This window comes from Acinetobacter indicus, from assembly GCF_009914475.1.
Taxonomy (GTDB): Bacteria; Pseudomonadota; Gammaproteobacteria; order Pseudomonadales; family Moraxellaceae; genus Acinetobacter; species Acinetobacter indicus.
In genome coordinates this window covers 1,986,293-2,006,627 of the sequence record NZ_CP045198.1, presented here as the reverse complement: position 1 = coordinate 2,006,627, position 20,335 = coordinate 1,986,293, and the positions used below count along the sequence as shown (strand labels likewise).

At 44.5% G+C, this 20,335-nt stretch carries 14 protein-coding genes; 5 read left to right on the top strand and 9 right to left on the bottom strand.

Annotation, left to right across the window (positions count from 1 at the left end):
- Positions 1-7: 7 nt before the first annotated feature.
- Both GA693_RS09865 and GA693_RS09860 read right to left on the bottom strand, forming a co-directional pair.
- Positions 8-2,242 carry a catecholate siderophore receptor Fiu gene (locus GA693_RS09865; protein WP_160240954.1) on the bottom strand — a complete coding sequence of 745 codons (2,235 nt, stop codon included), beginning with the start codon at positions 2,240-2,242 and terminating at the stop codon, positions 8-10.
- 328 nt (positions 2,243-2,570) lie between these two features.
- A complete protein-coding gene (locus tag GA693_RS09860; protein ID WP_160240955.1) occupies positions 2,571-4,769 on the bottom strand; it encodes a TonB-dependent receptor domain-containing protein in 2,199 nt (732 codons plus the stop codon).
- A gap of 245 nt (positions 4,770-5,014) precedes the next feature.
- Between GA693_RS09860 and tig the strand changes: the two genes are divergently transcribed.
- From tig to GA693_RS09840, 4 genes are all read left to right on the top strand, one after another.
- Positions 5,015-6,346, top strand: a complete 1,332-nt coding sequence (gene tig, locus GA693_RS09855) for a trigger factor (protein WP_075167430.1) — start codon at positions 5,015-5,017, stop codon at positions 6,344-6,346.
- A 191-nt stretch (positions 6,347-6,537) separates the two neighbouring features.
- Complete coding sequence (clpP, locus tag GA693_RS09850) at positions 6,538-7,143, top strand: ATP-dependent Clp endopeptidase proteolytic subunit ClpP (protein WP_005180162.1); 606 nt, start codon at positions 6,538-6,540, stop codon at positions 7,141-7,143.
- A 27-nt stretch (positions 7,144-7,170) separates the two neighbouring features.
- Positions 7,171-8,481, top strand: a complete 1,311-nt coding sequence (gene clpX, locus GA693_RS09845) for an ATP-dependent protease ATP-binding subunit ClpX (protein WP_160240956.1) — start codon at positions 7,171-7,173, stop codon at positions 8,479-8,481.
- 169 nt (positions 8,482-8,650) lie between these two features.
- Positions 8,651-9,364, top strand: a complete 714-nt coding sequence (locus GA693_RS09840; RefSeq protein WP_160240957.1) for a DUF2846 domain-containing protein — start codon at positions 8,651-8,653, stop codon at positions 9,362-9,364.
- Positions 9,365-9,436: 72 nt separating this feature from the next.
- Here the strand turns inward: GA693_RS09840 and GA693_RS09835 are convergent, their stop codons facing one another.
- From GA693_RS09835 to GA693_RS09810, 6 genes are all read right to left on the bottom strand, one after another.
- On the bottom strand, positions 9,437-10,963 hold the full coding sequence (locus tag GA693_RS09835; protein WP_005180157.1) for a fumarate hydratase: 1,527 nt from the start codon (positions 10,961-10,963) through the stop codon (positions 9,437-9,439).
- Positions 10,964-11,515: 552 nt separating this feature from the next.
- Positions 11,516-12,097 (bottom strand): hypothetical protein, encoded by a 582-nt coding sequence (locus tag GA693_RS09830; RefSeq protein ID WP_005180155.1) that lies wholly within the window; start codon positions 12,095-12,097, stop codon positions 11,516-11,518.
- A gap of 118 nt (positions 12,098-12,215) precedes the next feature.
- The gene (gene pta / locus GA693_RS09825) at positions 12,216-14,354 is read right to left on the bottom strand and encodes a phosphate acetyltransferase (protein WP_160240958.1); all 2,139 of its coding nucleotides are present in this window, start codon (positions 14,352-14,354) and stop codon (positions 12,216-12,218) included.
- A gap of 50 nt (positions 14,355-14,404) precedes the next feature.
- The gene (locus tag GA693_RS09820; protein ID WP_005180151.1) at positions 14,405-15,625 is read right to left on the bottom strand and encodes an acetate/propionate family kinase; all 1,221 of its coding nucleotides are present in this window, start codon (positions 15,623-15,625) and stop codon (positions 14,405-14,407) included.
- A gap of 314 nt (positions 15,626-15,939) precedes the next feature.
- Entirely contained in the window at positions 15,940-16,344 is a 405-nt protein-coding gene (locus tag GA693_RS09815) for a hypothetical protein (protein WP_005180148.1), read from the bottom strand.
- A gap of 115 nt (positions 16,345-16,459) precedes the next feature.
- A complete protein-coding gene (locus tag GA693_RS09810; protein WP_016658571.1) occupies positions 16,460-17,725 on the bottom strand; it encodes a glutamate-5-semialdehyde dehydrogenase in 1,266 nt (421 codons plus the stop codon).
- A 307-nt stretch (positions 17,726-18,032) separates the two neighbouring features.
- Between GA693_RS09810 and GA693_RS09805 the strand changes: the two genes are divergently transcribed.
- Positions 18,033-19,355 carry an alpha/beta fold hydrolase gene (locus GA693_RS09805; protein ID WP_160240959.1) on the top strand — a complete coding sequence of 441 codons (1,323 nt, stop codon included), beginning with the start codon at positions 18,033-18,035 and terminating at the stop codon, positions 19,353-19,355.
- Between the two features lie 73 nt (positions 19,356-19,428).
- Here GA693_RS09805 and GA693_RS09800 read toward each other — a convergent pair whose 3' ends face one another.
- Positions 19,429-20,283 (bottom strand): class I SAM-dependent methyltransferase, encoded by an 855-nt coding sequence (locus GA693_RS09800; RefSeq protein WP_075167439.1) that lies wholly within the window; start codon positions 20,281-20,283, stop codon positions 19,429-19,431.
- Between the last annotated feature and the right edge of the window lie 52 nt (positions 20,284-20,335).

The following is a 20,335-nucleotide window of genomic DNA, read 5'->3' as shown; positions in this document are numbered from 1 at the left end:
ATAAAACTTAGAACTTATAGTTAAAGGTCAGGCTGGCACTGCGCTCCTGACCAAGCGTCATACGCGAACCGCCGTTGTTCAAGGTGCTGATGTATTCTTCATCTGCCAGGTTATAGACATTCAGGTTCAGTGAGGCATTTTTATTGAACTGATAACCGGCCATGGCATCAAATACCACATAGCTTGGAATGCTTGGCATATTGGCTGGAGCAGTGCTGTCGGTGACGACACGTTTTTGCTCATCGACATAACGTGCACCCAGACCCAGTTTAAAGCCGGCAATGTCATAGGTGGTCCATAATGAGGCGGTCCATTCCGGTGACCAGCGCACGCTATCGGTACGGGTCATGACATTGTCACGGAAACTTTGCTGATCTTCCTGTTTGGTTTTCATATGCGCCACACCGGCAGAAATATTCCAGGCATCGGTAATCTGGCCGACTGCACTCAGCTCAACCCCATCGACAATAGTTTTACCTTCCTGGATGGATTCCTGGGTAATCGCATCCTGGGTAAACTGGTTTTCATTTTCCGTGCGATAGACTGCGGCATTGAGGGCTAGACGACCATCAAGCAGATCCCATTTGCTACCCAGTTCATAATGATGGGTTTCTTGCGGTTCTGCCGCTGCACTGTTAATGCCCGACTCAGACATCACAAAGTTGGTGCTGCCCGGTGGGGTTAAGGATTTGCCATAAGAAGCATAAACGCTGCTGTAAGCAGTTGGTTTGTACAGACCGCCAAGTTTCCAGCTCAGCAGGGTGTCATGTGCACTGATATCTGAAGCTACAAGGGCATTTGTGCCGCGAGGTAAGGATAGGCCTTGATAGTCAGTTTCGTAATAATCTACCCGTACTCCACCGTTTAACTGGAAGCGTTCGCCAAATTTTAAGGTGTCAAACAGATAAGCCGCAGCCGTCTGGGTTTCACCATCGCTATAAGCACCGTTATAGATCAGGTCGGCCATTGGATCATTGGGGTTTGGGTTATACAGGTTGGCTTCAGTGGTGGATACTGCAGGCTCATCCGGCATTTGGGTGGCCAGATTGCGGGTGTATTGCTGCTCTTTTAAAAATTCCAGGCCAGCTACCACATCATGTTCAATAGCACCGGTTTTCAGGTTCAAATTTAAAGTGGTCTGGTTGGCCAGAATTTTATTTTCCTGATCAACCCCCTGACGTGAACGGCTGATGGTCCAGTCGGCTGGATTGGTCGAATCATGTGCAGAAATGGTGTTAATCCCGGTCAGGACTCGGTTCATCTGGGTTTGACCCAAACGGGTGATATTAGTCAGTTTTAGATTATCTGCCAGATCACTTTCAATTTTCGCGGTGAACATGTCGGCATCGACATCTTCGTAATCATCTACATGGCCATAATAGTTTTCACGATTAACCTTGCCAGCTTGGGCAATATCCGGATTGGCATTCCAGAAGCCTTCCATACCAATGGTTGGAATACCGCCATCAGGGATATTACGTTGACGGACGTGCTGTGAATATAAATACAGGCGGGTCGGAGTATTCAGGCCAAAGGCAACAGATGGGGCAATGGCATAGCTATTGTTTTCGAGCACATCACGGCCTTGCACGCCCCCTTCTTGTCCCATGACATTGAGACGAAAAGCGGTATTGTCATTGATGGCTTGGTTGATATCGGCCGAGAGGCGGGCATTTTCTGCGGTATTGTAGCTGGCAGAGACTTCGCTACTGTTTTGCAGATGTGGCAGTTTGCTGACCAGGTTGATATAACCGGATGCCGAACCACGACCGGCTTCGGCACCGGCCGGGCCTTTCACGACTTCAACCTGTTCCAGGTTAAATACATCGCGGCTGACTGCGCCCAAATCACGGATGCCATCGACATAGGTAGAGGTTTGGGTAGAGAAACCACGCATCTGGAAGGTATCACCAGCGCTGGTATTGCCGTTCTCACCCATTTGTAAGGTAATGCCCGGGGTATTGCGTAGCGCTTCGACCAGTGACGTCGCGCCTTGTTCTTTTAATAAGGTTTGATTAATAACAGAAACTGTTTGTGGGGTATCGACCAGTGGCTGGGTCTGTTTCGCGGAGCTGAGCTGATTGGTTTTATATTTATTTTCAGCCTGAGATTTCACCGTGATTTCAGGAAGCTGGGTGACTTCTTCGGTTGCTGTGGTTGCATGTGCCATGAGCGGCAGGGTGGCTGCAAGGGCAACGAATGATGCAGTGCGTTGATGTTTTCGGCTCTTAATCTGTGCCATGGTGGTGTATTTCCTGATATGAATGACAAAATTCCCTTACCACAATGATTTGAGTGCGCAGTTCAAATGCAGAGTAATGATGGACTTATTGTATGTTGTATGCGTTCAATAAGTAATGCGAATTTTAGTGATAATAATTCTCAGTAACAATATGGAAGTTGGTTAAAACAAGCTAAACAATCAAGAAAATATTTATGGATTGCTCGCATTTAATGAAATAAATCAATAAGAATATTTGAATAATCGTATTTTTGATTTAATTTGATCGGTTTTTGGAATTAAAAAACCCTGCCGGGGCAGGGTTTTGGGTTCTTATGTGAAATCAGGATTAGAAGTCATAAGAAATAGACAACCAGTAGTTGCGGCCTGGGAGGTAAGTACCAGACATACCAGAGGCAATGTCTAAGTATTTGTAAGCAGTTGCGCTGGCGATAATTGGATTACCGTTCTTATCAGTTGAATCATATTGGTAGGTTTGATTGTCTTCAGTAAAATCTTTGTCTAATAAGTTATTTACCGCCATATTAATTCGGATCTGATCATTCACTGTATAACTTGCACCTAAGTTAAACACGTTATAGCCTGCAAATTTATCTCCAAAAATCAAAGACTCTTGATAGTCTGAAGAACCAAGTCCAGATGCTGGTGTTTTGGGTTGGGTCTGGAATCGGTCTTTACTTGAACGATATTCGTGTTGTAACCAGATATCTAAAGCAGGGTTAATATGCCAAGTCGAGGTCATATTCAGCGCGTGTTTTGGTACGTTGCTGAAGTAAGCGCCTTTATTTTTACCTTTGGTGATCTCAGTTTCCATCAGCGTATAGGCTGTTTTAATATCCCATTCTGGCAATATTGAATAATTTAGGCTAACTTCTAAACCCTTTGTTTCAGCTTCATCTGCATTGGCACTTTGTGTGTATTCGGTCACACCTGTAGCTAAATTGGCACATTCAGGAGAGGCCGGGCAGTTGAATCGTGAAGATATAATTTTGTCTTCAATTTGGTTAAAGAAAGCTGTTGCAGTTAGATTTAATTGATCACTAGGTTGGAAATTAAAACCTAATTCATAGTTAATCGAAGTTTCAGGCTTTAAGTTTGAGTTGCCTAAAGTCGGAGTTTCACCTTGTCCGCTGTAGTTAATAATTCCGTCATGTAAAGCTTTTGGAGATGGAACTTTATAACCTGTACTCACACCACCTTTCACAGTGAAGATATCGTTGGTGTTCCAAACTAAGTAAGCACGTGGACTAAATTGTCCACCAAAACCTGAGTGATCTTCGTAACGTCCCCCAAAGGTAAAACGGAGATTATCTCGTAATGCCCACTCATCTTCTGCGTATAACGACCAAGAATCTTTAGAGAATTCTTGGCCAATACCTGCAATATCATCAGCAACTGTTGCATCTTTATATTCAGCACCTGCAGTCACGGTGTGATTTGCCAAAGGCATGACAATGTGTGAGTCAACAACTAAGTCTGTATTTTCTAAAGTACGATCTTGACCTTCATATGCATTGTTTGGGAAGGTGCCATTAGGGATCGTACGGCCTATAGTTTCTGTTTCAGTATGGCTAACATAAGTTTTCCATTGACCAAAACTATAGTCACCATCATGTCCTACAGAAACTTGTGTACGGTTAAACTCTAATTCATCTTTATAGCCATTTGCTTTGTTAGGTTTATCAATATTACCTAAACGGTTGTCTTCATTTTTATATTTTTGACTGGAATGGAAGCCGTCTATCCATAAAGTATTTGTATCATTTAACTGGTAAGTAAGCTTAGCACCTGCATCATAATTGTCTGCTTTACTTGGGCGTGGATCACGACCTGTTGAGCCAGGTACTCGCTCTGAACGTTGACGGTCTAAATATGAGCCACGTAGTTGCATACCAAGTCGATCATTGATAATCGGACCATTAACAACAACGCTAGTTTTCCAGGAATCAGCTTCACCATTATGTTCCATTGCATTGCCACTAACCGTGACATTGCCATTCCATTCATTACTGACTTTTTTGGTGATGATGTTGATTACACCACCCATCGCTTCTGAGCCATAGCGGGTTGCCATTGGTCCACGGATGACCTCAATACGTTCAATTGATGAAAGAGGCGGTAGGTAACCATTTGATGATTCACCAAAACCATTAGGCGCAACATCAGAAGAGGTGGTTTGGCGACGTCCATCAATTAAAATCAAAGAATATTCGTTACCTAAACCGCGCATTTTAATATTTAAGCCGGAGGTTTTGCCTACACCATCACGAATATCAATACCAGGTACATCAACTAACAAATCAGCAATACTGGTGGCATTTTTCTTTTCAATATCTTCTTTTGTGACCACACTAATAGAAGCAGGTGCATTTTTAATATCTTGTTCAAAACCCGCCGCAGAGACCACAATCGTAGATAATTGATGTGTCGGGTCGGCTGTAGTTTCAGTGGTTGTATTTGCAAATGCGGAACTAGCAGAAATTCCAAGAATCGCGAGCGAAAGCGGGCGAAGGTTAAAGGTGCGCATAACCGAATTCCAGTATTGGGATATAAGAAGAATAGTTAAAAATATGAGTTAAAAACCATTGAATATTAATGATAGTACTTATCATTTGCAACAAATATTAGACAATAGATAAAAATAGCGAAGGGAATATGAAGAATTTAAGCCGAAAAATTGTTCTGATCGCTTGTTATTTTGTATATCTTTAAATGTTGTCATATAATATGGCACTTTTTTAAAAACTGTTATTACTAAATATCGAGGAAGCCATGCAAGTAACTTCTGAAGCGGTTTCGGGCGTTGCCCGTCGTTTAAATGTATCTGTACCGACGAGCCGTATTAACGAGCAGTTCGAAGCTCGCTTAAAACGCACAGCTAAAACTGCGAAGATTAACGGCTTCCGTCCAGGTAAAGTGCCTGTAAACGTTGTACGTCGTGAATATGGCGCGGGTATCTATCAAGAAGTTGTAAACGACATCATTCGTGACACCGTATTTGAAGCAATCCAACAAGAAAAAATCAATGCTGTTGGTATGCCAAATATTGAAAAAACTGAAATGAAAGACGACGCTTTAGTATATGAAGCGACTGTTGAAGTTTATCCAGAAGTTGAAGTGAAATTCGAAGGTCTGGAAGTTGAGCGTAAAGCATCTGAAGTTAGCGACAAAGATGTAGATCAAATGATCGAAAACCTGCAAAAGCAGCGCGCAACTTGGGCTGAAACCAAAGGCATGGCGAAAAAAGACATGCAAGTGACTTTTGATTTCGAAGGCACAGTAGATGGCGAGAAATTCGAAGGCGGTTCTGCTGAAGACTTCAAACTGGTATTAGGTTCTGGCCGTATGATCCCGGGCTTTGAAGACGGCATCGTGGGCATGAAAAAAGGCGAAGAGAAAGTTATTGATGTAACTTTCCCGGAAGACTACCAAGCTGAACAGCTGGCAGGTAAAGCAGCTCAGTTCAAAATCAATGTAAAACTGGTTGAAAAACAAAAACTTCCAGAAGTTGATGCTGAATTCTTAAAAATCTTTGGTTTAACTGAAGAAGAAGGCGTTGAAAAGTTAAAAGCTGACGTTCGTAAAAACATGGAACGTGAAGTGAAAAACGGTCTTCGTAACCAGGTGAAAGGTGCAACGTTTGATGCACTGGTTGCTGCGAACGAAATCGAAGTTCCAGAATCTATGGTTAAGCAAGAAATTGACCGTCAACGTCAACAAATGATCCAACAGTTCACGCAGCAGTTTGGTGCGCAAGGTGCGAAAGCATTTGACTCAAGCATGCTTCCAGACGAACTGTTCAAAGAACAAGCTGAAAAATCTGTAAAACTTGGCGTATTGGTGAGCAAAGTTTTAGCAGACGCGAAACTTGAAGTGGATGCTGCACGTGTTGATGCTTACATCGAAGACATGGCATCTTCTTATGAAGATCCAAATGAAGTAATTGAATACTTCAAAAATGACAAACAGCAACGTGCTCAAATTGAAGCAGTTGTGTTAGAAGACCAGGTGGTTGATCACATTCTTGCGGCTGCAAAAGTGACTGACAAACAAGTCAGCTACGAAGACTTATTGAAAGAGCAACAAGCTCGTCAACAAGGCTAATTTCAGCTGAAGTAAAAAAGGCGCCTAAGGCGCCTTTTTTATATAATATAAAAACTTGGATGGTTTTAAAGTTTACAAAGCTTATGCAAAAAATATCCATGAATTGTGGGTGAATATTTTGCAATTTAGATGATTATCCCTCATATTGTGATCATGGGTGAACTCACAAGAATTTAGGAATAAATAAACGTATGTATGTTCCATCAATTGATAACGCATTGGTTCCAGTAGTCGTTGAGCAATCATCTCGTGGTGAGCGTTCTTTTGATATTTATTCACGTCTTTTGCGTGAACGGGTGATTTTTTTAACGGGTGAGGTTGAAGACAACATGGCCAACTTGATTGTGGCGCAAATGTTGTTTTTAGAAGCAGAGAACCCAGATAAGGATATTCATTTATACATTAACTCGCCAGGTGGCTCAGTCACAGCCGGTATGGCGATTTATGACACCATGCAGTTTATCAAGCCAGATGTGGTGACTTACTGTATGGGTCAGGCAGCGTCCATGGGTGCATTCCTGCTGAATGCCGGTGCCAAAGGCAAACGTTACTGCCTGGAAAATGCCCGGGTCATGATTCACCAGCCTTTAGGCGGTTTCCGTGGTCAGGCTTCTGATATTGAAATTCATGCGCGTGAAATCCTGTTCATTAAAGAGCGCTTGAACCGTTTGATGGCAGAGCACAGTGGCCAGGACTATGAAAAAGTGGCCAAAGATACCGACCGTGATAACTTTATGACTGCACAGCAGGCCAAAGAATACGGTTTAGTGGACGAAGTGTTATCTAAGCGTCCATAAGTTTTAAAGATTTAAATTGGAGAGAATATGTCCGAACATCCTCAAGGACAAAAACATTGTTCATTTTGCGGTAAAACGCAGTCTGAAGTCGGGAAGCTGATTGCAGGCGAGGACGCATATATCTGTAATGAATGTGTGGACGTATGCCTGGATCTGGTTCAGACCAGTCAACAAGTTGAGTCGAGTGACTGGGCCGCCCGTCCGTTGCCAAAACCGCATGAAATTCGCGCTGCACTGGATCAATATGTGATTGGTCAGGACCTGGCGAAAAAGACCTTATCGGTGGCAGTTTATAACCACTATAAGCGTTTGAAAGTCACGCATAACGGTCAGAAAACCAATGATGCAGTCGAAATTGCCAAAAGTAATATCCTGCTGGTGGGTCCAACCGGTTCGGGTAAAACCTTATTGGCACAGACCTTAGCGCGTTTGCTGGATGTTCCGTTTGCCATGGCCGATGCCACCACCTTAACCGAAGCCGGTTATGTGGGGGAAGATGTAGAAAACATCGTGCAGAAGCTGCTGCAAAAAGCCGATTACGATGTCGAAAAGGCGCAAAAAGGCATTATCTATATCGATGAAATCGACAAGATTACCCGTAAGTCTGAAAACCCGTCGATTACCCGTGATGTATCGGGCGAGGGTGTGCAGCAGGCCTTGCTGAAAATGATTGAAGGCACAGTGGCGTCTATTCCGCCGCAGGGTGGCCGCAAGCATCCGCAGCAGGAATTTATCCAGATTGATACTTCCAACATCCTGTTTATCTGTGGTGGTGCATTCTCGGGTCTAGAGAAAATTGTGCAGCAACGTCAGGAAAAAGGTGGTATTGGCTTTACCGCTGAAGTACGTAACAAGGATGAAAGTAAAAAGCTGTCTGAACTGTTCCGTCAGGTTGAAGCAACAGATTTGGTGAAATTCGGTTTAATTCCGGAATTTATTGGCCGTTTGCCAGTCATTGCAACGCTGGATGAGCTGGATGAAGACGCATTAATGCAGATTCTGACCGAGCCGAAGAATGCCTTGACGCGTCAATACGAATATCTGTTCGAGATGGAAAATGTCGACCTGATCTTTGATGATGCCGCATTACGTGCAGTGGCGAAAAAAGCCTTGGAGCGTAATACAGGTGCGCGTGGTCTGCGTTCAATTCTGGAAAATGCCTTGCTTGAAATCATGTATGACTTGCCAAGTCGTAGTGATGTAGGCACGGTCATCATCACTGAAGCAGTGATTAATGATCAGGCCAAGCCAGAATTAAAAGCGGAACGTCAAAGCAAAGAAGCTGTGGTAGAACAGCCGAAAGCCGATTTAAAAGTCGTGAATTCAAAAACGGCTTAAGACGCTATTCGTCAGAAACGTGCGGAAATCAACGGTTTTCGCACGTTTTTTTATTTGAAAAAATAAGACAGAGTGCTAATCTCTGCATCAGGGCCTGGATGCCCAACCCAATAAAAATATTGAAAAAGTGTTAAGTGTAAAAATAAAAACGAAGGAATGAGGGATGTTCATGCGTGCTATATCAATCGTATTTCTGGCTGTCGCATTGGCTGGCTGTCATGGGAAGTCGTCAACCGAGGCGCAGCTGCCGCCCACCTCTACGTTAAAAGCTATTGATCAGAACGAAAAGCCGAGTTTGCTGGAACAGTACCGCTTTGGCATGTTTACCATTGGCGGTTGGGTCAATCAGAAATTAGGCCAGCGCTTTCAAGCCATTCAGCCGCAGCATGATCAGGCCGCTGTGGTGTATTTATATCGTCCGGATTCACGCTGGAACCGTCAGGAAATTGTAGCCTCCAGCCTATTTATCAATAGCGAACGCATTCCAAGCCTGCTGCATAATCATTATTACTGGATTGAATTGCCAGCCGGGGATTATCGTTTATCTACCAGCCGTCCTTTAGGTGTGCAGCATTTCCAAAAGCCGAAGTATCTGGATTTTTCCGTTGAAGCAGGCAAGTCCTATTTTATTAAATATGATGAAGAAAATAGCAGTACCCGCCGCACGATTTCTGGTCCCTTAATCATGATGCCGGAAACGGTAGGCCTCAATGAAATTGCTTTTACTCAATTGAAATCGCACAGTTATAATTTTGTGGCTGAAGACCAGAGCACCGGTAAAATTCGCTCTAAGGCACAAAAAATCAAACATGCCGATTATGACCCGGCCAGCGATGTGCAGTTGACTAAGCCATTTAAATTGTGGGACCCACGCACCTGGTAAAAATGCTTGAATCGAGAAATAAAAAAAAGCACCCAGATTTGGGTGCTTTTTTAATCGCTTCAACAGCATTCATTAGCCAGCAGCGGCATCAACCACTGGAATCTTGCCAATTTTAGCTTGCCAGATTTTTGGTGCAGTCGCGTGTACAGAAGTACCGTTTACGTCAACTGCGACAGATACAGGCATGTCTTTTACTACAAACTTGTAGATCGCTTCCATACCCAAGTCTTCAAAAGCAACTACTTCAGCTTCGCGGATTGCTTTAGATACCAGGTACGCAGCACCACCGACAGCCATCAGGTAAGTTGCTTTGTTGTCTTTAATCGCCTCAATGGCAGCAGGACCACGGTCTGCTTTACCAATCATGCCATAAAGACCAGTCGCTTCTAACACCTGACGAGTGAACTTGTCCATACGAGTCGCTGTTGTCGGACCTGCAGGGCCAACCACTTCATCACCCACTGGATCAACAGGACCTACGTAGTAGATGAACTTGCCTTTTAAATCAACCGGTAATTCTTCACCGTTGTTGAGCATGTCAACCATACGTTTGTGTGCAGCATCACGGCCGGTATAGATGGTACCGTTTAGCAGCAGTGTATCGCCTGGTTGCCAAGAGTTCATTTCTTCTTGGGTGATGTTGTCGAGGTCAACACGTTTAGACGAAGATGAGTCCCAAGTAACTTCAGGATAATCTTCAAGACGTGGTGCCTGAATATGGGCAACGCCTGAACCATCTAAAGTGAAGTGTGCGTGACGTGTTGCAGCACAGTTCGGAATCATACCGACTGGTTTGCCCGCAGCGTGGCAAGGGTAATCTTTAATCTTGATGTCAAGTACAGTGGTTAAACCGCCCAGACCTTGTGCACCAATACCGAGTGCGTTTACTTTTTCGAAGATTTCAATACGAAGTTCTTCAAGTTTATTTTGTGGACCACGACGAAGCAGTTCGTCCATGTTGATCTCTTCCATGAGTGCTTCTTTGGCAAGCATCATGGCTTTTTCAGCAGTACCACCGATCCCGATACCGAGCATACCTGGTGGACACCAGCCTGCACCCATGGTTGGAACAGTTTTCAGTACCCAATCTACAATTGAGTCAGATGGGTTAAGCATTGCCAGTTTAGATTTGTTTTCTGAACCGCCACCTTTGGCTGCAACAGTAATGTCGACTTTGTTGCCTGGAACCAGTTTGTGGTAGATCACCGCAGGGGTGTTGTCTTTGGTGTTCTTACGACCAAATGCAGGGTCAGCAAGTACAGATGCACGAAGGACGTTTGAGTTTTCTAGGTAACCTTGACGCACACCTTCATTAATCGCGTCGTCTAAGCTCATTGTTAAATCAAATTTAACATCCATGCCCACTTCAACGAATACGTTGACGATACCGGTATCTTGACAGATTGGGCGGTGACCCTCTGCACACATACGAGAGTTAATTAAGATTTGTGCAATCGCATCTTTTGCAGCTTTGTTTTCTTCACGGTCATACGCACGGCTCATCGCTTGGATGAAATCTTGTGGGTGATAGTAAGAAATGAACTGAAGCGCATCTTTAACCGATGTGATCAAGTCATCTTGCTTGATAATAGTTGTCATATCAAAATTCTCTTGAGCGGGCTGATAGCTAGCGGGCTAAATTATAAGACAAAATGACGGCATTGTGGGCGTTTTAGAAGTGGATTGGCCGAAAGTTTATAGTGGTGCTTTTACACGGGATTTTGGGTGATTTTTACTGTATTTGGCGGGTGGTTTTGTCATATTTGAGCTGAAATTAATGTCATATTACAGCTTAAGTTTAGATGAAATTTTATTAAGTTGTTGAATTTTAATTATTTAATAAAATTTAAATATTTCAGCTTTGTCATATAACTGTCATAAAACTTTCGCATAATTGTCACATCCAAAAACGAGACCTTAAAGATGACAACAGGTATTTTGATGGTTGCGGGCTTTTGTGTATATATCGCTGCAACTTGGATGTATGGCCAAAAAGAAGATCAAGCTTAAGCTTTATCTTCTTTTTTCATTTTAGGCTGATAAAAATAATATTTTTCTCAATTCTCAATTCTCAATTCTCAATTCTCAATTCTCAATTCTCAATTCTCAATTCTCAATTCTCAATTCTCAAAATTTGTTTATAGCTTTGCTTTATCCTCCTTTAAAGAAGGCAAGTTCTAAAGCTCGATATGCTGAAATCTGATAACCCACTTTGTCTTGCATTAAACGATAAAAACTTTCAAAAACCGCCTCATTTTTTAATTCGTCCAGAAGCGTTAGATATTCCAGATAAGTTTCAGGACGTTTAAATGCGAAGTTATGGGGTTCGTTGCCGCTTAAGAATCTAAATACACGGCTATCCCAAATCGCATAGTGTTCAGGATGAATAAAGTGCAACAATTTAGATACACCGACAAGAGAGTTATTGAATGCACTTTTGAGTGTTTGAAGTTCTGGTACTGTTAATTGATGACCTTGTTTTGCTTTGTTAAATATTTTGATCAGATCATCTGCTGCAGTTAAATCAATTTTTTTCAAAATAGTCGGCATCCACGAATAGGTAAAGCTGATGCCGATAACAATGTCATCCAAGGTAAGTACATCTGTTTTTTTGAAATAATTTAAAAAATGGGAATACGCAATGAGATAATTTTCTTGCTCTTTGTCAAATTGATTGGCGATTTCAAAGATCTGTTTAAAAACTTCGTTGTTATTTTTTAATGTTAAAGGCATGTGATTACCACCTAACCTATACAGAAAATGAGATGTATTTGATACGTCTGGTCTAAATTAAAAAACCACCCTATCTTTCGACAGGGTGGGTGAAGCGGAGCTTGTTAAAAACAGTTGTTTAAGCAGACTGCTGTTCAGCCTGAATTGCAGTTAGAGCAATGGTAAACACAATATCATCGACCAATGCACCGCGTGACAGGTCATTTACCGGCTTGTTCAAACCTTGCAACATTGGGCCAACACTCACCACATTGGCAGAGCGTTGTACTGCTTTATAAGTGGTATTACCCGTGTTCAGATCAGGGAAAATAAACACATTGGCACGACCAGCCACCTGAGAGTTTGGCGCTTTAGAGCGACCAACACTTTCAACCGATGCAGCATCGTATTGCAGCGGGCCATCAATCAGCAGGTCTGGACGGCGCTGTCTGGCAATTTCAGTCGCTTGCGCTACTTTTTCTACATCGGCACCGGCACCTGAAGTTCCGGTTGAGTAAGAGATCATGGCAATACGCGGGTCAATACCAAAGGCTTTGGCCGAGTCAGCAGATTGAATGGCAATTTCAGCCAGTTGTTCTGCATCCGGGTCCGGGTTAATCGCACAGTCACCATACACATAAACTTCATCTGGCAGCAGCATAAAGAATACTGAAGATACCAGTGAATATTCAGGTGCAGTTTTAATCAGCTGGAAGGCCGGACGTACGGTATTGGCCGTGGTATGTACTGCACCTGAAACTAAGCCATCAACCTGATCCAGTGCCAGCATCATGGTACCTAAAACCACCGTATCCTGAAGCTGTTCGCGTGCCTGTAATTCGTTAAGTTTGCCTTTACGCAGCTCAACCATTTTCTCGACATAGTTTTCGCGAATCAGATCCGGATCAATAATTTCTAAGTCATGCGGCAATTCAATACCACGGGCTTTGGCCACTTCAACTACGGCTTCAGGTTTGGCCAGCAAGATACAGTGCGCAATACCACGCGATTGGCAGATGGCCGCAGCCTGAACTGTACGTGGCTCATCACCCTCAGGTAAAACAATGCGTTTTTTCGCTGCAATTGATTTTTGTACCAGCTCATGACGGAAGGCAGAAGGCGATAAACGTGGGCTATGCGCACCGCTAATCAACGAGTTTAACCATTCCGGATCAATATGGCTGGACACAAAACGGGTCACCTGTTCGGCACGTTCAATATCATCGACCGGAATTTCGTTACCGAAAATCGAGAGCTGTTGCGCAGTTTCAAAGGTGGTTAAAGGGGTATGTAATACTGGCAAACCTTGCTTGATGGCAGTTTGACAGAAATTTAAGGCCTGTTCATTCGGTTGATGCTGCTCGGTTAAGACTAAGCCTGCTAAAGGAATGCCATTGCTGTTGGCCAGACTGCTGGCCAGTAGTACATCGGTACGGTCAGCTGCGGTAATAATCAGTTCACCGGCCACAAACTTGTGCAGTTCATGCTCGATATTCGAAGTAATCAGGCTGCTATGTAACACACGACGTGTATTGGCTTCGCCTTCATGAATCCACTGGGCAGAAATATGCGCTGCTAGATCAGACAGGCGCGGCACACTCAGGGTGTTACTAAATGGCACCAGACCAATCACTGGCAGTTTTTCTGTGCCAATGTAGCTATAAGTTTGCTGAATACTGGCCACAAACTTGCTGGTGTCTGACAGTAAGCGCAGGTTTGGATCAATCGTCACAGGAATTTGCGCAGAATCTTCTGGCAAACCTTTGGTACGCATAAACAGCACACCACGTAAACGGTTCGATTCTGCACCACCGAAGTTACGAATCTGGTGTTCAATTCGTTCAGCAGAACGAAGCGGATTGTTGATGTCGGCACCGCTAACAATCACTACCTGTGCATCTAGGGCTTGAGCCAGCAGGGCATTCAGGTCATCTGCGAAGCTGTCACGGAAATTCGGTAACAGACCTTCGACAATAATCAGGTCATGCTGTTTGGCCACTTCACGGTGTAAACGAACCGCTTCTTCCAGCAATTCATCTTGCTGGTCATGGCTCAGTTGATGCACCACCTGTGCATAAGGAATGGGTTGAACCGTTTTGGTTTTAGAGACATGCTCAAACAGCGCTGTCGTCCGTTCGTTTTCAGGCTGTAATTCTTGAGAGAAAGGTTTGACGAAACCGGGTTTAATGCCCTGGCATTCCAAAGCATACACCAGACCTAAACATGCAGATGTTAGACCAACACCTTCTCCAGTCGGGACAAGTAGAATTGTTTTCATAAGGTATTATTCAAATCAGCCAAAAGTAAACAGGGTAAAACTGCGATTGCTTAAGCAATCGCAGTTTCTAATTCAGACTTTTTTGCCGGAGTTGCTCCCAACTCAGACTCCACCACCGCGCTGGTTTCTTTGGCGATACGGCCTTCTTCATCGGTTGGAACCACCCAGATTTGTGGACCAGTACCGTTATCGATACGACCTTCGGTGCCACGTTTCAGGCTGTCATTCTTCTCTTTGCTAAAGTTAAAGCCGAAGTGTGGTAAGTAAGACAGAGTTTTTTCACGGATATAAGCCGAGTTTTCACCAATACCACCTGTGAAGAACAGGCCATCTAGACGCGGTAAGCCACAGCTTAAGGCTGCTAAAGATTTCGCTAAACGGTAGCAGAATACTTCAATCGCCAGAGCTGCATCTTCATTGCCTTGTTCAGAAGCTTCAATCAGGGTACGCATATCGTTAGAGAGGCCAGATAAACCGAGTAGACCGCTTTGGCTGTTCAGCATCTTGTCAATTTTGTAGATATCCCAACCCAGGTTGCTGGCCAGGAAAGTGTGTAAAGATGGATCTACATCACCACTACGGGTACCCATCACCAGACCTTCAAGTGGGGTAAGGCCCATAGAGGTATCTACACTTTCACCGTTCCAGATGGCACAGGTCGAGCTACCATTGCCCAGGTGCGCTGTTAACCAGCCGCCTTGTTTCAGGCTGCCGGCCAGTTCTGAACCACGTTCAGAAACATAGGCATGGCTGGTGCCGTGGAAGCCGTAACGACGTACGTTATGATCGGTGTACAGGAATTTTGGCACAGCATAACGATAAGCATGTGCTGGCATGGTCTGGTGGAATGCGGTATCAAATACAGCAACCTGAGGTAATTCAGGGAATAAACGCATGGTCGCTTCAATGCCTACCAGGTGCGCCGGGTTATGTAACGGTGCCAGTGGGGTTGCTTCACGAATGCGTTGAATAATCTCTGGGGTTAAGCGCTCGGCTTTGGTCAAGCTGCCGCCATGTACCACACGGTGGCCAATCGCTTGAGGATTGTATTGTGACAAGCGCGATAAAATGGTTTCTAAGGCTTTTTCATGATCTGCGTGCGGAATAGAAAGTTCGAGCGGTTCACCTCCGACAGTGATCCCTTTAATACGTGCCTCGGCAGATCCTAAATTCTCAGCCAAACCAAAAATACGGTCTTCGCGACGTTCAGAAACAAGCGCGTATTTAATTGAAGAAGATCCGCAGTTAATTACTAATACAGTTGTAGACACGTTGTTTTACCCGAATTCTAATTGAAATATTTGTATCCCGTATTGATCTGCACCTGTTCCAACACGGTGCAATCTTGATCAATAACTAATTTTTATCATGGGATGGGTATCGCTTCTAGATAGACTTTAGGAGATTAGACTTAAGCACTATCGACCCTTTCGGGAATAATAACTAAAATTTATCGGTTGATAGATTTCATTTATTAATAAAATAGTAGTCATGTCCAGTCGCGTTGTTCTTCTGTTTACCATAACACGCCTTGAATCAAAGCATCTGACAGAACTGTTTGAAAATATTTCTTATTCCTTCATATTCAAGGTTTCTGATACTTCATTTCCGACCAGCGCACAATCACATAGGCAAATAGCGCCACCATAAAAAATACCAGCATCATCCAGGCCAAGCCTTGCAGGGTTTCAATTAAGGTGCGGTAAATTTCCAGAAACCAGCGTTCCTGCGTCAGTTCAATAATAATTTTCTGGTCGTTTTCGCTATAGGTGAGCGGGGTAATGTATTTTTCCATGTCATAAATCCGGATTCCGGAGGATGTTCCAACCACCATGCCGGCAAATTTGGTATATCTGGCCCAGGCTTCATGAATCGGATCATGAATAATACGCGCCAGAATACGGTTAATGGAACTGGAAAAAATACGCATCACCACAAATGACACCAGCAGTGCCAGAACAAATGTGGTCACAATTAAATAATAGAACATTGTCCACCTCTTATTCTCATTCTTAAGACAGTGTACGGTGGAATAGACAGGGAAAACAGCAGAAAAATGTTCAGCCTCCGCAAAGGCTGAACATTCATATCTTTAGAAAAGTGAGTTATTGGCGAATCTGGCCATCTCCAAACACCACCCATTTTTGCGAGGTCAGACCTTCCAGACCGACTGGGCCGCGGGTGTGGATTTTATCGGTAGAAATACCAATTTCCGCCCCTAAACCGTATTCAAAGCCATCGGCAAAGCGGGTAGAGGCGTTAATCATCACTGAACTGGAATCAACACGGGCCAGGAACTGACGCGCCAGACTGAAGTTTTCAGTAATAATGGCATCGGTATGATGCGAGCCATATTTATTGATATGGGTAATCGCTTCATCCAGACCCGATACCACTTTAATGGCCAGAACCGGACCAAGATATTCAGTATACCAGTCGTCTTCGGTAGCCGTTTGAACGCTGTCGCCTAAAATACGCTGGGTTTCGGCGCAGCCACGGAGCTCGACCTGTTTTTCCGCATACAGCTCGGCAATGCGCGGTAAAAACTCATCTGCAATGGCTTCATCCACCAACAAGGTTTCCATGGCATTACAGACGCCATAACGATGGGTTTTGGCATTCAGGGCAATCGGTAGGGCTTTTTGCAAGTCAGCCTGTGCTTCGACAAAGACATGACAGTTACCATCCAGATGTTTAATTACCGGAATACGGGCTTCATTGGTGATGCGCTCGATTAAGCCTTTACCGCCACGTGGCACAATCACATCGACATATTCCGACATGGTAATTAACTGGCCTACAGCAGCACGATCTGGGGTATTGATGACCTGTACCGCCGTTTCTGGCAAGCCTGCAGTTTTCAGACCGTGCTGAATGGCTTCGGCAATGGCTTTATTCGATTCCAGCGCTTCTGAACCGCCACGTAAAATAATGGCATTGCCTGATTTTAGCGCCAGCGAAGCTGCTTCTAAGGTCACGTTCGGACGTGATTCATAAATCATGCCGACCACGCCCAAAGGTACTCGCATTTTGCCAATCTGGATGCCCGACGGACGATAGGCCATATCGGTAATTTCACCAATTGGGTCAAGCAGGCCAATTACATCTTTCAGGCCCTGTAACATGCCTTTAAAGCGCGGGGGAGTCAGTTCTAAGCGATCAAGCAGGGCGCTATCCAGATTGTTGTTGCGACCTTTGGTCATATCAACCTGGTTGGCAGCTAAAATTGCTGTTTCACTGTTTTCAAGTGCAGTGTAAATAGCAGATAAAGCATGGTTTTTTGTTTGGGTAGAAGCACTTGCCAGAACTGCGGAAGCTTGGCGCGCTTGTTGTCCTACCGTTTGCATATATTGTTCAATAGACTCGTGCATAGCGGTTTGATCACTTAGAAATTTCTCCTCGATATTAACAGTCTAGGTCGGGACAATGAAGCAGTTTGATGGAATTTTCCGCAGGAAAGCCGGAAAAGCGCTAAACATTTTGAAATTGTTTCCTGTTTAAAAGCAGACAAGTGGTTGCAGAAGAGGTTGCGTGTCAAAACGACACCTGTATAGAATGAAACACGATGGACATTGAAGTCATACAAATAACAATGAAAGAGCAGGATGCGATTTTTGCTCAATTTTAGAAATCATCTCTTGCACAATAAAAATAAGCGCGAGAATGGAGGAAAGGAATATGAATTCCATTATCCAAATGGACTCGGAAGTCGGGCAGTCAAGTGCTCACTTTGGTTTTTTTGATCTTTACGATAAGCACAGTTTCAAACAGCCAGCGCGTACAACCTGGATTGACGGTTGGAAGATTGAATACATGGCGATTGCTCGCCCAGACACCTTGCACATGACGCCGATGGTGATTATCGGGGGCGCTTTTCAGAATTTTAACTCCTATAAATACTGTGTTGAACAACTGTTTGATGCCGGCCCGATTATCCTGATTGATTTACCTTCCATGGGCGCCAACCAGCAAATCAGCAATGTCGATACTGGCATATCTGCCGGTACGCTGGAGCTGGAAGATCTGGCAGCCATGCTCGGTCGCTGGCTGGATATCGTTGGCTTGAGTCAGGTCGCGGTATTGGGCATGTCCCTTGGTTCGGTGGTGGCATCTTGCCTGGCGCATCAGCGTCCGGAACTGATAGACCGCATGATTCTGATGGGTGTCATGCAAAAGACCCGGAAAAGCTGGCGTATGCTGCTGGAAGAATCGCTGCATTTAATGAAAGAGCAGCGTATGGATGAGTTTGGTCAGGCGGTGATTTTATATCTGGTCAATCATGCCAAGCTGGAAGCGACCCGCATGTCGCCAACCGCCAAGCGGCTGTTCTTCCGGCAGATGGCCGAGTTCACCGCCACCGAGCAGGAACGCTATGATATTAATTGTAATCGTCTGCTGCGCCTGACTCACGTTCCTATTCCGCAGTGCAAGGTGCTGGTGGCCTGTGGCCAGTATGACAGTTTTACCTTGCCACATGAAAATGCCAATTTTGCCCTGCAATGTCCGGACATGGAGTTTGCCATGATTGCCAATGCTGATCATGTGCCGCAGTTGCAGCGCCGTAAAGAAACCATGCGCCTGTTTGCCACCTTTTTAAGAGATGAGCCGATTCAGTCGTTAGAAGGTATTATCCCCATGACCCGTGCCCAGCTCTTGACCATGGAGCGCCGTGGAGAAGAACGCATTGCTGTACAACAGCCATTTAGTCAGTTAACGCACCGTCATTCCGATTTAAGCTTTGCCACGGAAATTGTCGATCTGAACTTTTTTGGCGTATTGCTACGTTTTGAAGACGGACAGGCAGAACGGGCTGCGCAGTATGAGCGTGATTTGGCCCTGACACTCCAAGATGAAGAGGGTAGTTTCCAGATTGAGTGCCTGATTTTTGAAGTGCAAGATCAGCAGATTCGCGCCTTGTTAAAACATGGCAGCTTTGATATTGCCGAGCGTTTGCTGCGTTATATCCAGCGTCAAAAAGGCTGTCTGGCAGCAATTGCCTAAATTGAGATGTGTAAAAATAAAACAGCGCAAAGGCGCTGTTTTTTTATGGGCTGATGAGGCTCAGAACTCTCTTTTAGGCACTGGGCTGTTTATGGCAGGCGTGCAGCACCCAAACAATATCACCCAAATGTTCTTCAGGGGCGGGCAGGTCCGGAGTGTGGAAATAGTGCTGTGGTTGCAGAATATCGACCCGCTCAAAACCGCTGGCTTTGACAAAATCACGAACTTCGCCCGGACTTTGAAAATGAAAACTAAAGGCACTGCGAGACATGACTTTCAGTAATTTACTGCTGGTCCACATAAAGCTGGCCAGTTTATTTTTCACCGGTTCAGGATAAATATCACTCAAGTAGTGCAGTTCCTGAAAATGTTGCCCATATTGATAAATCCCATGTAGCAGTTTGCTGAGCATCGGCTTGTCGAAATAATTGATTAAGCCTTCACTAATAATCACCAGCGGTTGCTGCGGGTCAAAATGCTGAAAAATCTGGGCAAATTCTTCACTGAAAATATCGGCACTCAAGACTTCCGGCGCCTGCTGGTCTAACTGTTGCAGGGCGGCGGTTTTTACCTTGGCCATATCCGGTAAATCCAGCTCACGGTAATTCAGTTCCGGATATTTCTGGCGGAAATTCCAGCTCCGCGGGGATAGGCCACAGGCAATTTCCAGCACCTGAGTGCGAGGGTTGCGGGCAATCAGCTCGGTCAGTTGCTGGTCAATAATGGTGTGACGTTCTTTCAGGGTGGTGCGCATGCTGCCACCGACATATTTTTCGGCCCAGCTTTCCAGCGGATGGACCAGTTTGGCCAGAAACTTGCCTTTTGAGGTGGCAAACACCGGATGCGAGATGCCCATTTGAAACCAGATATAGCCGGTATAGTGGGCAGTAAAGGATATATGGCGATGTTCGGAAAGCGGTTGGCTCATGCAAGGTCCTCTATTCTTTTTATTTATTCGGGGGATTGGATTTATGTATTTG